Here is a 12,747-nt window from a genome sequence, read left to right as displayed (position 1 = left end):
ACTTCTTTCTGTATTCTCTACAAGCTAAACAACAATGAGGTCGTCGCACGAAGTGCGTCGACCTCTCGGTTTTAAGCAATTATCGACGTTTTCCCCTTGCGGCCTGGTCCGTCTGGCTCCCGTAAAGGATCCGTGACGGCGCTACCATGCCCAGTCGCTTCGTCGCGGTCGTGTAAATTCGTTCCGGTGTTTCCAATTTGGAAATCTCGACGCGCAGTTCATCGTTTTCACGCTGCAGCTGCTGCGTCTCGCGCTTCACCTCCATGAGTTCTCCACTCTGCTGATACGCCCAGGATGTCAGTAGATTGGACACGATCACGATAGCCGCAATCATTCCAATCGGCAGCAGGACGTAAGCCGCCCCCCGCCGGATTGCGTCTACGGCAGCCGTCCGCCATAAGGGTATGCTCTTATCACCATGTATGTTCCCGGCTTTCCTCACCAGCATACGCAACACATCCATTTCCATGATCATAGCCCGGCCCCGTTACTTGCGGATGCCGACGCGGAGCTTCGCACTGCGGGCCCGCGGATTCGTATCCAGTTCTTCCTGCGACGGCAGGATGGGCTGGCGCTTCGCTTTTAGGATGGCATGATGATGGCACGTACAAACGGGCATGTCCGGCGGGCAGATACAATCTGTCGCCAAGAGCCTCAACGTCTGTTTGGCAATGCGGTCTTCCAGGGAATGGAAGGTAATGACGCACAGCCGTCCGCCCGGCTTCAGGCGCTGGGCAACCTGTTCCAGGGAATCGTGAAGGATGCCCAGTTCATCATTGACTTCGATACGGATGGCCTGGAACGTCCGCTTGGCCGGATGGGGTCCGTCCTTGCGGGCACCGGCCGGGATGGCCTTCTTGATGACCTGGACTAGTTCTTCTGTCCGTTCCAGGGGCTTTTCCCGCCGCGCCTCGACGATGAAGGCCGCAATGCGCTTAGCCCACCGTTCTTCGCCGTAGGTCTTGATGATGCGGTATAAGTCGGCCTGGCTGTAGCCATTGACGATATCGTAAGCGCTGCGCTTCTGGTCCCGGTCCATGCGCATGTCCAGGGGACCGTCCTGCATGTAGGAAAAGCCCCGTTCCGGCGTATCGAGCTGATAACTGGACACGCCGAGGTCGAACATGACGCCGTCCACCTTTTCTATCCCCAATTCATCGAGCACGTCTGGCAGATAGCGGAAATTCCGCTGTACCAGGATACGCCGGCAGGCCGTATCCTTCAGCCGTTCCGTCGCCGCTGCAATGGCGTCCCGGTCCTGGTCGAGGCCGATGAGCGTCGCCTTAGGCGACAAGCGTTCGGCTAGCGCCCGGGAATGACCACCGCCGCCGAGTGTACAATCGACATAGATCCCGTCAGGGTCGGTAATTAAGTTATCTATGGTTTCTTTACGAAGCACACTGACGTGATGAAAATTCATAATTCCTCCTAAAAGTCCAAGTCCAGGGCATCGTCGAGACTTTCTGCAATTTCTTCCATGACCGGTACGGTCTTGGCAGCATACGCTTCATAAGCGTCTTTGCTCCAGATTTCGACCTTATCCCCTGTCCCCAGGACAGTCACATCCTTGACCAGCTTGGCATAGGCCCTCAATGTCGCCGGAATCAGGATGCGGCCTTGTTTATCGAATTCTACTTCGGCAGCACTGCCGAAGACAAACCGCTTGAAGGCGCGGACATTTTCTTTAGAAGCCCGGAGTTTTTTCAAACTTCCGGCCAACCGCATCCACGCCTCCATCGTATAGACAGAAAGGCAGCCTTCCAAACCGCGGGTAACGACGAACTTTGGCCCTAGTTCGTCCCGAAATTTGACAGGCAAAATAACGCGACCTTTTGCATCGATGGTATGTTCATATTCACCCATAAACATAAGGCCGCAACTCCTTTCACTTTTCACCACATTCTACCACATTTCCACACGCCGTGACAACATAATGGCGAAAAAAAGAAGTTTTGCCTGAAAGTTTCTTCTTTCAGACAAAACTTCTTGGGGAGATTCGTGGTTCGTGGCTCGTAGTCCGAGTTAAAAGTTTGCAGTTTGAAGTTTGTAGTGAATAGTTTTAAATTTAAAGCCATCTTCTACAAACTCCGTACTACAAACTATAGAGAAAAGTAACCTCGCATAATGACAGGAACCTGAGTGCGTCTCCTCCGGCGGGCCGCCCTTTGGGACGGCCCCTACGGAGCAGCCTGCGACCTGCGGGCCGCCCTTTTGGCGGCCCCTACAGCATGTTTACGACGATGGGCTCGGTGCGCAATTTGTGGAAATCGCAGCGCCGGACGAGTTCATCCCGGCTGTAGCGGCGCCGTTCCGGCACCAGGCCGCCGGCGTAGGCCAGGTAGGATAAGATGTCTTCTGCCGTAAGGCCCCGGTCCCGCAGGGAGCGGATGGTGATGCCGTGCTGGCGCTTGGACAGGCGGTTCCCGGCTTCATCGACGAGCATGGGCACGTGGGTGTATACGGGCGGCGTATAGCCCAACGTTTCCATGAGCCATATCTGCTGGGCCGTCGACGATAACAGGTCTTCACCGCGCAGGACGTGGGTGATGGCCATGGCCCCGTCGTCGACGGAGACGGCCAGCTGATAGGCATACATGTCGTCGGCCCGGCGGACGACGAAGTCGCCGCAGCAGCGCGTCAAGTCTTCGTGGAAAGTCCCGTAGACGCCGTCTGTAAAGGAAATGGTCCGTTCCGGCACATGGACCCGCCACGACGGCTTCTTGGTCATCTGCTTCCGCTGGGCTTCGCTCAGGCCGTAGCAATGGCCGTCATAGACGGTATGCTCGCCGGCATGAGGGGCGCCGACGGCCTGCAGGCGGGCACGGCTGCAATAACAGGGATACAAGAGGCCGGCGGTTTTGAGTGTATCCAGGGCCGCCGCATAGCGGTCGTATCGTTCCTGCTGGATGTACGGCCCGTAAGGTCCGCCTATGTCAGGCCCTTCATCCCAATCGAGGCCCAGCCAGTGCAAGTCTTCCATGAGGGCCTGGGTAAAGAGGGGTTTCGACCGCTGTTCATCAATATCTTCGATCCGCAGGACCAAGGTCCCGCCGGCCTGGCGCACTTGCAGCCAGGCCAGGAAAGCCGACCAGACATTGCCCAAATGGATATAGCCCGTCGGGCTCGGCGCAAAACGTCCGCGCATGACACTCACATCCTAATCGGGCAGCGAAATGAGGCTGGTGAACAAGTCCTTCGCTTCGCGTATCTTGGCTTCACTGCCCATGACGCAGACATTGTCATCGGCCATGACGGCGCGGATGCGCGGTGCCAGTGCCCGGATGTCGGCGGCCGTCGTCGCCAGCAGCTGGTCCCGGCGCTGCTGGGCAATGGCATCAGTGGTCCCCGTGAAATAGCGGGTCATGGCCTTGGCCCCCCGCAGGGACGGCGTCAAGGGGATGTCGATGCGGCTCAAGGTCCCGATGACGTATTTCGTCATTTCCCGGTCAGACACGTCGAAGGATTCCAGATAATCTGCCAGGGCATCGTAGGCCTCGACGCTGGAGCGGAGATTGGGGTCGCGGTACGAGCAGAAGACCATGTCGCCGTTGTCATAGAAACGGGTGAAGGCGCCGTACGCCCCGCCCTGGACGCGGATCTTCGTCCACAAGTAGCCGTACTGGAGGATCGTATCGAGGACCATGAGCGAGCCGTCGTAGTCGTAGCCGTGGCTGCGGAAATTGCCGCCTTTGGCGACGTACTGGACCGTGCCGCTGGTCATGATGCCTTCATTTTTCCGGGACAGGCCGAAATCGCACAAGCCCTGGGGCTTTTCGCCCTGCGGCAGGGCCGTGATCCACGACGACACAGTGTCTTTCGCCGTCTGCCAGTCGTCCCGGCTGGCCGTCACTTCCAGGGTCAGGGCCGAACGGGTGAAGATCTTCTTCATGACCGCAGCGAGTTTGGCTCCGATGGCTTCGGCGCCCGTGTGGATGCGGCTGGCGACATCGGTAATGAATTCGTAGTACGACAATTCCCCGGCGTCGCAGAAGGCTTCGACTGGCGAAACGTAGGACAAGACGCGGTGCATGACAATCGTATGGCCCCGGCGGAAGGCATCCACATCCCAGCCGGCCTTCGTTTCTTCCACGAGTTCGACCAGGCGGTCCTTATTCGTGAAGACCGTATGCAGGGAAATTTCCTTCAACAAATCGACGAGTTTGTCCAGGTTCTGCGTCAGGCCTTTGGCCTTGAAGCGGAAGACCGGCATGTAGTCCTTGTTGTCCGTCCGGTTCGAAAAGGCCGACACGCTATAGTCGATGCCGCCCGTGTACAAGTCGATGAGCGACGCGATGTCCCCATACGTATGGTCTGTCGTATCCATATCGCCGATGAGGTCGCTCAGCAGGTAGACATAGGAAATTTCTTCCCGTGTCAAGCCGTGGAGGTCGAAGTAGGCATTGACATAAGTAATGCCGTTCGTTTCATCCGGGACGTAGCAGACCGGGACGCCGCCTACATCCTGCTGTTCCATGGCAATCGTGTCGGCCTTCTTTTCCAGGTCGTCCCGGGTCAGGGTCGGAATCGTTTCCAGGGCTTCCGGCGAGTCCGGCGTGGCCTGCCGCTTCTGCAGGGCCTGGGAGTCGGCTACGATGGCGTCGATTTCTTCTTTCGAGAGCGAAGCCTTGTAAGCAGCCAGCTTGTCGGCCAGGGCCTTGTCGTGCCGTTCGGTCAGGCCCGGTTCCGGTACCAGTGAGACCAGGGCGTAATAGGGATTGTCGAGGATGTATTTCTGGATGAGGCCTTCAAAGTAGCCGTTGTCGATGCCGCGGCGCAACACATCCAGGGAGCCTTCATAAAACAGGGCAGCCAGGGGGTCCATATCGTAGAGCCACGTATCCATGCAGCGGATGCCGTAGATGAGGCCCTTCGGGCGGCCGACGAAATCGGCTTCGCGCAGGATGAATTCCGTCCGGTTCAAAGCGCCTGTGAGCAGGGTCTTGTCCAGGCCGTCGCGGACCATGTTGCTGAGAACGTCGCGGACGATGGGCAGGATTTTGTCCTGTTTATCCGGGTCCGAGCCATTGACGGAAATGCCCCACAAGGGCTGCAGGAGGCCATCCTGGAAGTCACCGGAAATATCCTTGCCCAGACCGGCATCGACCAGGGCTTTCTTCAGCGGCGCTGCCGGCGACTGCAGGAGGACGTAGGTCAGGACTTTGAAGGCCATGGCTACCGTCGGGTCCAGGGCGTCGTCGATGACATAGGTCAGGCTGTGCAGCGTCTTGTGGTCCGTCTTTTCTCCCGTGGCAATGCCGTAGGGGAAGGTCTGGACCTGGCTGCCCGGGCAGGCCTGGCGGCCGATGGCCGAATCGATGGTCTGGGCCTGGAACTGGCTCAGGTATTCGCCGTCGATGAAGGCCAGGTTCTGGTCGATATCCATATCGCCGTAGAGGAAAATATAGCTGTTCGACGGGTGGTAATATTTGGCGTGGAAAGCGGCAAAGCCTTCCTGCGTCAAGTTCGGGATATCATCGGGGTTGCCGCCCGATTCGACGCCATACGTCGTATCCGGGAAGAGGGCATCCATGACGTGCCGTTCCATCTGCGAGTCCGGTGAAGAGAAGACGCCTTTCATTTCGTTATAGACGACGCCGCGATAAGTCAGCTCGTCGTCAGCCGAGTCGAGATGATAATGCCAGCCTTCCTGCATGAGGACCTGTTTGTCCTTGATCATGTTCGGGAAGAAGACGGCGTCGAGATAGACATCCATGAGGTTCTTGAAATCAGCAGCGTTGCGGCTGGCTACGGGATACATGGTTTTGTCCGGAAAGGTCATAGCGTTGAGGAAGGTATTGAGCGAGCCCTTCACCAGTTCGACAAAGGGTTCCTTGAGGGGGAACTTCCGCGAGCCGCAGAGCGTCGAATGTTCGCAGATATGGGGTACGCCAGTGCTGTCAGACGGCGTCGTCCGGAAGGAAATGGAAAAGACCTTATTGTCGTCGTCATTCTGGATATATAACAGGCGGGCACCGGACTGGACGTGGTGCAGCTCATAGGCCTGGCTGTGCAGTTCCGGTACGTAACGGGACCGGTCGACGGCAAAGCCATGGATCATCTGTTTTTCTTGTAACTTCATAAAAATGCTCCTTCATTTCTTATTATATAATGTATTATAGCTAGTATCATGCTTGCAAAAGTAATCGCTTCAAGTCCCCTACGGTCGCTGCCGTGTACTCGGGCTGGAAGGCCTTCCGTTCCGCTTCATCACCATAGCCATAGGTGACATAGATGACGGGCAGGCCCAATTCGTGGGCGCCGATGATGTCGAAGCGGCGGTCGCCGACCATGACGGCGTCGCCCTTTTCCACCGGGCCCAGGCCAGCCAGGATGCGCCGCATGACGTCGGCCTTGGTATCAGTCCCGCCGACGGCCGGTCCGGCAATAGCTTCCACATAGGGAGCGATGCCAAATTTCTGGCAGATCGCCTCGGCATGGACCTGGGGCTTCGATGTAGCGACGAACGAGCGGATGCCCGCTTCCTTCATGGCCTTGAGCATGGGAACGATGCCGTCGAAAGCCCGGTTCTCGAACTTGCCGATCGTGCTGTAGCGTTCCTGGAAATAGGCATAAGTCTGGCGGGCCTTTTCCGGCGAAAAGCCATAGACGTCTTCAAAGGTCGTCAACAGCGGCGGCCCGACGATAGTATGCTGATCCAGACGGCCTTCTGTCGATTCGCCCATCTGCTCCAGGGCATAGGCAACGGACTTGATGATGCCTTCCTTGGAATCGGTCAGGGTCCCGTCGAGATCGAATAAAACGTATTTATACATGTAACTTCTCCTGTGAAACTATACTTATTGTGTACCCTATCTATTTTAGCCTGCTTTGTCAATATTTGCAATCATTTATACAGAGCAAAGACCGTGAAAAAATTCCCATTGTTGACCGTTTTAGTATACTTATGGTATAATGACTTTACATTAACAAAGAATCATTTTCTCTTATGTCCATTACGTAGAAAGGAAGTGTCCTGATGAAAAATGTCATCCGCCCCTCTTACGATTTATATATTAATGGCCGCTGGGTCCCGTCCAGCGACGGTTCTACCTTCAAAGCCATCAACCCTGCCAACGGTGAAGTCCTGTCGGTCTGTGCCGAAGCGACGCAGGACGACGTCAACGCCGCTGTCCGCGCCGCCCAGGCTGCCTTCCCGGCCTGGAAGAACGTATCGCCCCGAAAACGACAGGCCATCCTCTTGAAAATCGCCGACATCATCGATAAGAACGCCGACACGCTGGCCCTCATCGAAACCTTGGACAACGGCAAGCCCATCCGGGAAACGAAGGCCGTCGACATCCCGGCAGCAGCCGACCATTTCCGCTACTTCGCCGGCGTCGTCCGCAGCGAAGACGGCCGGGCGTCGACCCTGGACGACCACACGCTGAGCCTGGTCATCCACGAACCGATTGGCGTCGTCGGCCAGATCATCCCGTGGAACTTCCCCTTCCTCATGGCCGCCTGGAAACTGGCACCGGCCCTGGCCGCCGGCTGTACGATCATCCTCAAGCCATCGAGCACGACGTCCCTCAGCGTCCTGGAACTGATGCACCTCCTGGAAGGCGTCCTGCCTGACGGCGTCGTCAACGTCATCACCGGCAAGGGCTCCCGGTCGGGCCAGTACATCCTCGACCATCCGGATATCCAGAAACTGGCCTTCACGGGCTCTACGGAAATCGGCCGCGGCGTCTACAAAGCAGCCCAGGAAAAACTCATCCCGGCGACACTGGAACTGGGCGGCAAATCGGCGAATATCTTCTTCGACGACTGCGATTGGGACATGGCCATGGACGGCGCCCAGCTGGGCATCCTCTTCAACCAGGGCCAGGTCTGCTGCGCCGGCTCCCGCATCTTCGTCCAGAAAGGGATCTACGACAAGTTCGTCGCCGAACTGGCTGAACGCTTCAACCGCGTCAAAGTCGGCCTGCCCTGGCTGGAAGACACGCAGATGGGCGCCCAGATCGACGGCCGTCAGGTCGAAAAGATCCTCAGCTACATTGAAATCGGCAAGCAGGAAGGCGCCCGCCTGGTCTGCGGCGGCGAAAAGGCAACCGCCAACGGCCTCGACAAGGGCAATTTCATCAAACCGACGATCTTCGCCGACGTCACCAACGATATGCGCATTGCCCAGGAAGAAATCTTCGGCCCTGTCGTCTGCATCCTGCCCTTTGAGACGGAAGACGAAGTCATCGCCCTGGCCAACGCCAGCGAATACGGCTTAGGCGGCGCCGTCTGGACGCGCGACATCAACCGGGCCCTGCGCGTAGCCAAAGGCGTGGAAACGGGCCGCATGTGGGTCAACACCTACAATGCCCTACCGGCCGGCGCACCTTTCGGCGGCTACAAGCTCTCCGGCATCGGCCGCGAAACGGACAAGACGACCATGCGCCATTACATGCAGACCAAGAATATCTTCATCAACCTCTCGGAAAAGCCCAGCGGCTTATACGAATAAGTAATCACGAAAGGACACTTCTCCTATGACAGCTAAAAAAATCATCTCCCTCCTGCTCATGCTGCTCCTGGCCTGTACGGCCGTCTACGGCTTTGCCACCGTCGACCGGCCGGCTCCGCCGCAGGCTGCGACCGGTGCCAGCACCAAGAAATAACGATTGACAAGGACCTCCTTTCTTCCTATAATAAAGCCATTGCAGAGAAGAAAGGAGGTTTTTCCATGAAAAAGTTACTGTCGAAGAAAGAAAAGGCCCGGCGCCAGAGCATCCGCCGGTCGCCGCAGATTAAACAGGCCATCCGCCGCCTCGACCCGGCGCGCATCCTGACGCTGGACCTGGAGACGACGGGCCTCACGGCCGACGCCGAAATCATCCAGCTGTCCATCATGAACGGCTGCGGCGACGTCCTCATGAACCGCTATTTCAAGCCCCTCTACACGGAACGCTGGGATGAAGCGATGGAAGTCAATCACATCACGCCGGAACAGGTCGCCTGTGAAGACCCGTTCATCCTCTGGGCCGACACGGTCAGCAGCCTTTTCATGGATGCAGACCTCATCGTCGGCTACAGTACCTTCAACGACATTGCCAAGCTCCACGCGTCGGGCGTCGTCCTGCCGGACAAGGACATCTACCTCGACCTGGCCGAAGCCTTTTCCCTCATCCATTACCAGGAAACGAAGACCATTACTTATGAAAAGCTCATGAACTGCGCCGCCCACTACGGCTATCACGGCCGCAACTGGCACGACAGCCTGACCGATACGGACGCGACGCTCTTCTGCTTCCAGCACATGCTCGATGACGACCAGGCCATCTTCAAAAAACGCCGTTACCCGCAAATCAGCGGATAACGGCGTTTCGTCGTTTCAGCTAGACGCCCCGGTCGTCGGGGTTCCAGATGATCTTATGGAGTTGAAGCTGCATGTGCCAGTCCGTCAAACGGTGTTCCTTCATGAACTCGACGATGCGCCGCGGCTCGATTTTGCCGAAGACGGCGCCGACGTAGACGGCACATTTAGGCCGGTACAGCTGATAGACACCCAGAGCCTGGCGCAGGTCGGCTTCGTCGCCGACGACGAACTTCAGGACGTCCTGAGGCCGGAGCTTCTCGAAGTTCTCCGGCAGCATGCGATTGGCCATGTCCGAAGACAGGCTCTTATAATCGACAGTGAACCAGACGTGGTCGTATTTGAAATACGGCTCGATGTCCATGCTGCCATTGGTCTCGATATTGACGCTGTGCCCTTTGAGCCCTTCCAGGAGGGCGTGGATGTCCTGGCACAGCGGTTCGCCGCCGGTCAGGGTGACGTTGGGATAGGACACTTGGGCAATGATATCGGCAATGTCCATGTGCCGGCCTTCGTTAAAGGCATAGGCCGTATCGCAGTAAGAACAGCGCAGGTTGCAGCCGCAGAGGCGGATGAACGTCGCCAGCTGACCGGCTTTCTTGCCTTCGCCGTCGATACTGTCGAAAATCTCGTTGACACAGAGGCTATAATTCATAAGTGGCCACGTTCCCTTCGCTTTCCTGGACCGTCACTTTGACACAATGGGGAACGGTGTCGCAGATCCACTTGGCGATATTTTCCGCCGTCGGGTTGAAGTCGAAGACATCGTTCAGATTCTGATGATCCATTTTGCCATGGACCATTTCCTTGATTTTCTTAAAATCGACGACCATGCCGTTTCGGTCCAGTGTTTCGGCCTGGCAGGTCACATAGATGATCCAGTTATGACCGTGGAGATGCTCACACTTACTCTCATAATCGAGGACCAGGTGATGGGCAGCGGATATTTCCATCCGCTTGGTTACAGTATACAAAAAGCGTTCCTCCCTTGACGCAAGGCCGGCTATAATCCCAGCTGGTAGATGCGGTTGGCATTGTTAAAGAAGACGTCATCCCAATACGTTTCGGGGATGAAATCTTTGACAAAGGTAATATAATCGGCAAAATTAGCCAGGGGCCAATCGGTCCCGAACATGACCCGGTCGTAGGAACCGAGGTAGTTCAGCCAGTCCCGGAGCATGGAGATATAGCCCCGCTTATCCCGCAGGAAGGTGACCATGTCGGGTATCTTCCCTTCCAGGAGGCCTGACAAGTCGACGGCGACGTTGTGGTTCTTTTCCAGGACGGCAATGGCATCCTGCAGGAAGGGATTGCCGATGTGGCACATGACGAACTGGACATCGGGATATTTGACGGCCGCTTCATCGAGGGTCATGGGATGGCTGTACTTCAAGAGGGCATTGGCCGTAGCCGTCAGGCCCGTGTGGATGGCGACGGGCTTGTTATACTTCCGGGCCAGCTCGTAAATGGGGTCGTAGAGCTCATCGTAAACGTAGACGTGGTTATAGCCCGGATAGAGCTTGATGCCGCAGCACTGCTTGCGCTTGAGGTTCTCTTCGACCTGGGCCGTCATGAGGTCCATATCGTCGTAAAAGACGTTGCTGTCCAGGCCGATGCAGTAGCTCATGTAATCGGGGTAGTGATGGCCTGCCGGGTCCAGGGTCTTGTTGCCCATGACGACGCCGTGGACGATGTTGTTGTCCTGAAAGGCCTTGTGCAGGCATTCTTCCGTATTAGTATAGCCCGCAGCCAGGGCAATCTGGTTGAAGCCGACGTAATCACAAAAATGGAAGTGGCTGTCAATGACCCGTAGTTCTTTAGCTCTCATAGGCGATCACTCCTGAATAGCCGTTTCCAAGGCAATGTGGATCATATCGTCGAAGGATGTCTGCCGTTCTTCCGGCGTGCAGGCTTCGCCCGTCAGCAAGTGGTCGCTGACCGTGAACAATCCCAGGGCCTGAGCGCCGTATTTGGCAGCCAGCGTATAGAGGCCGGCCGTTTCCATTTCGACGGCCATGATGCCGTACTGGGTCAGTTTATCATTGTCAATTTCGTCATCGTAGAAGCGGTCGACAGAGACGATGTTGCCGACCCGCGCCGGGATGCCCTGTTTGACCGACTGTTCGTAGGCCTGGCGCAGGAGCGTGAAATCAGCCAGTGGCGCGTAGTTGATGGAGCCGCCGAAGATGTTGCGGATGATCGACGAATCCGTCGTGGCCCCCTGGGCGATGATGACGTCGCGGAGCTTGATATCTTTGCGCATGGCCCCGCAGGTTCCGACGCGGATGAGCTTCTTCACGCCGTAATCGCGCATGAGTTCCGTCGCATAAATGGAAATGGACGGGATGCCCATGCCCGTACCCTGGACAGACAGACGGATTCCTTTATAGGTCCCCGTATAACCGAGGATGTTGCGGATATCCGTATAGCAGACGGCATCATCCAAAAAAGTTTCAGCAATATATTTAGCCCGCAGGGGATCGCCGGGAAGCAAGATGCGGTCGGCGATTTCACCGTCACGAGCAGCAATATGAAGACTCATGATAAATTCCTCCTTAAAAATAGCATATCTGTATTATACCACATGGTTTGAAAATGGCTATCTCTATGCTACAATGTATAGTAGGTATCAAAAGGAGCGGTCGTCATGAATGAAAATCCCTTATCTCACATTTTGGAATATAATCTGGACCTGGGCAAGACCAAGCCCGACACGGTCCATCGCGATGAAAAGTATTGTCCCTTCTGTGACGTAGCCCACTTGAAGAACGTCATGGAAAAACGGGGCCCTATGATCTGGCTGGAAAACGCCTACCCCGTCCTCAAGGATTCGTGGCAGACGCTGATCATCGAAAGCGATGACTGCGATGGCGAATTTTCATTGTATACACCGGAATACGCCTTGAAGCTCATCGAATTCGGCCTGGAAAAATGGCAGCAAGTCAAGGACATGGGAAAATTCCGGTCCGTCGTCTTCTACCGCAACCACGGCTACATGGCCGGCGGCACCATCCACCACCCCCATTCGCAGATTGTCGGCTTCAAGGACTACGACTATCACCAGGACATCAAACCCTTCCACTTCGTCGGGCCTTCCATCATTGAAGAAGACGGCCTGACGGTCAACTTGTCCCAGCGCCCGATTATCGGCTTTTATGAAGTGAACCTCATCCTCAAAGACCGGGGAAAGCTGGGGAAATTCGTCCGCTATATGCAGCTGACGGCAGATTATTTCATGCACTCCTTTGTCAGCTTCAACGACAGTTATAATATCTTTTTCTATGACTTCCCGGCTGACGATGCCTTGTATGTCAAAATTATCCCGCGCTTTCTGACCAACCCCCTCTACGTTGGCTATATGATTCCCCAAATCGCCAACGGAGGCCATTCAGCGCGCTTCATTCATGCCTTGCAACAGCGCTTGCATGAAGTATAAGAAAGGA

Annotated in this window: 14 protein-coding genes; 4 read left to right on the top strand and 10 right to left on the bottom strand. The window is 56.3% G+C overall.

Annotation, left to right across the window (positions count from 1 at the left end; translation table 11 throughout):
- Window positions 1–79: 79 nt before the first annotated feature.
- The 6 genes from ftsL to ACFCTO_RS00225 form a co-directional block, all read right to left on the bottom strand.
- Entirely contained in the window at window positions 80–448 is a 369-nt protein-coding gene (ftsL, locus tag ACFCTO_RS00250) for a cell division protein FtsL (RefSeq protein WP_299721334.1), read from the bottom strand.
- A 39-nt stretch (window positions 449–487) separates the two neighbouring features.
- Entirely contained in the window at window positions 488–1,420 is a 933-nt protein-coding gene (gene rsmH / locus ACFCTO_RS00245; protein WP_481325258.1) for a 16S rRNA (cytosine(1402)-N(4))-methyltransferase RsmH, read from the bottom strand.
- An 8-nt stretch (window positions 1,421–1,428) separates the two neighbouring features.
- Complete coding sequence (mraZ, locus tag ACFCTO_RS00240; protein ID WP_020310533.1) at window positions 1,429–1,869, bottom strand: division/cell wall cluster transcriptional repressor MraZ; 441 nt, start codon at window positions 1,867–1,869, stop codon at window positions 1,429–1,431.
- Window positions 1,870–2,221: 352 nt separating this feature from the next.
- Window positions 2,222–3,145 (bottom strand): tRNA glutamyl-Q(34) synthetase GluQRS, encoded by a 924-nt coding sequence (gene gluQRS / locus ACFCTO_RS00235; protein ID WP_499876152.1) that lies wholly within the window; start codon window positions 3,143–3,145, stop codon window positions 2,222–2,224.
- A gap of 12 nt (window positions 3,146–3,157) precedes the next feature.
- Window positions 3,158–6,079 carry an insulinase family protein gene (locus ACFCTO_RS00230; RefSeq protein WP_499876151.1) on the bottom strand — a complete coding sequence of 974 codons (2,922 nt, stop codon included), beginning with the start codon at window positions 6,077–6,079 and terminating at the stop codon, window positions 3,158–3,160.
- 46 nt (window positions 6,080–6,125) lie between these two features.
- A complete protein-coding gene (locus ACFCTO_RS00225) occupies window positions 6,126–6,773 on the bottom strand; it encodes an HAD hydrolase-like protein (protein WP_292261539.1) in 648 nt (215 codons plus the stop codon).
- 203 nt (window positions 6,774–6,976) lie between these two features.
- Between ACFCTO_RS00225 and ACFCTO_RS00220 the strand changes: the two genes are divergently transcribed.
- The 3 genes from ACFCTO_RS00220 to ACFCTO_RS00210 all read left to right on the top strand — a co-directional run bounded on the left by ACFCTO_RS00220 (window position 6,977) and on the right by ACFCTO_RS00210 (window position 9,307).
- A complete protein-coding gene (locus ACFCTO_RS00220; protein WP_020310537.1) occupies window positions 6,977–8,455 on the top strand; it encodes an aldehyde dehydrogenase family protein in 1,479 nt (492 codons plus the stop codon).
- 25 nt (window positions 8,456–8,480) lie between these two features.
- The gene (locus tag ACFCTO_RS00215) at window positions 8,481–8,609 is read left to right on the top strand and encodes a hypothetical protein (protein WP_292261542.1); all 129 of its coding nucleotides are present in this window, start codon (window positions 8,481–8,483) and stop codon (window positions 8,607–8,609) included.
- A gap of 65 nt (window positions 8,610–8,674) precedes the next feature.
- Window positions 8,675–9,307 (top strand): 3'-5' exonuclease, encoded by a 633-nt coding sequence (locus ACFCTO_RS00210; protein WP_020310538.1) that lies wholly within the window; start codon window positions 8,675–8,677, stop codon window positions 9,305–9,307.
- Window positions 9,308–9,326: 19 nt separating this feature from the next.
- On the opposite strand, the gene ACFCTO_RS00205 is transcribed toward ACFCTO_RS00210, so the two are convergent.
- From ACFCTO_RS00205 to deoD, 4 genes are read right to left on the bottom strand one after another with little or no spacing between them, the layout of a single operon-like run.
- A complete protein-coding gene (locus ACFCTO_RS00205; protein WP_020310539.1) occupies window positions 9,327–9,959 on the bottom strand; it encodes a radical SAM protein in 633 nt (210 codons plus the stop codon).
- Window positions 9,949–10,278, bottom strand: a complete 330-nt coding sequence (gene queD, locus ACFCTO_RS00200; RefSeq protein WP_499876150.1) for a 6-carboxytetrahydropterin synthase QueD — start codon at window positions 10,276–10,278, stop codon at window positions 9,949–9,951. Before queD ends, ACFCTO_RS00205 begins: the two co-directional genes overlap by 11 nt.
- A gap of 29 nt (window positions 10,279–10,307) precedes the next feature.
- On the bottom strand, window positions 10,308–11,132 hold the full coding sequence (locus ACFCTO_RS00195) for an amidohydrolase family protein (protein WP_020310541.1): 825 nt from the start codon (window positions 11,130–11,132) through the stop codon (window positions 10,308–10,310).
- Window positions 11,133–11,138: 6 nt separating this feature from the next.
- Window positions 11,139–11,846, bottom strand: coding sequence for a purine-nucleoside phosphorylase (deoD, locus tag ACFCTO_RS00190; protein WP_444318017.1), 708 nt, complete (start codon window positions 11,844–11,846; stop codon window positions 11,139–11,141).
- A 105-nt stretch (window positions 11,847–11,951) separates the two neighbouring features.
- On the opposite strand from deoD, the gene ACFCTO_RS00185 reads away from it, so the two are divergent.
- Window positions 11,952–12,740, top strand: a complete 789-nt coding sequence (locus tag ACFCTO_RS00185) for a DUF4931 domain-containing protein (RefSeq protein ID WP_499876149.1) — start codon at window positions 11,952–11,954, stop codon at window positions 12,738–12,740.
- Window positions 12,741–12,747 lie beyond the last annotated feature (7 nt).

It is taken from the genome of Megasphaera indica, assembly GCF_046614755.1.
GTDB lineage: Bacteria > Bacillota > Negativicutes > Veillonellales > Megasphaeraceae > Megasphaera > Megasphaera intestinihominis.
Note: the sequence above shows the minus strand (reverse complement) of the source record. Positions and strands in the feature narration are given on the sequence as shown.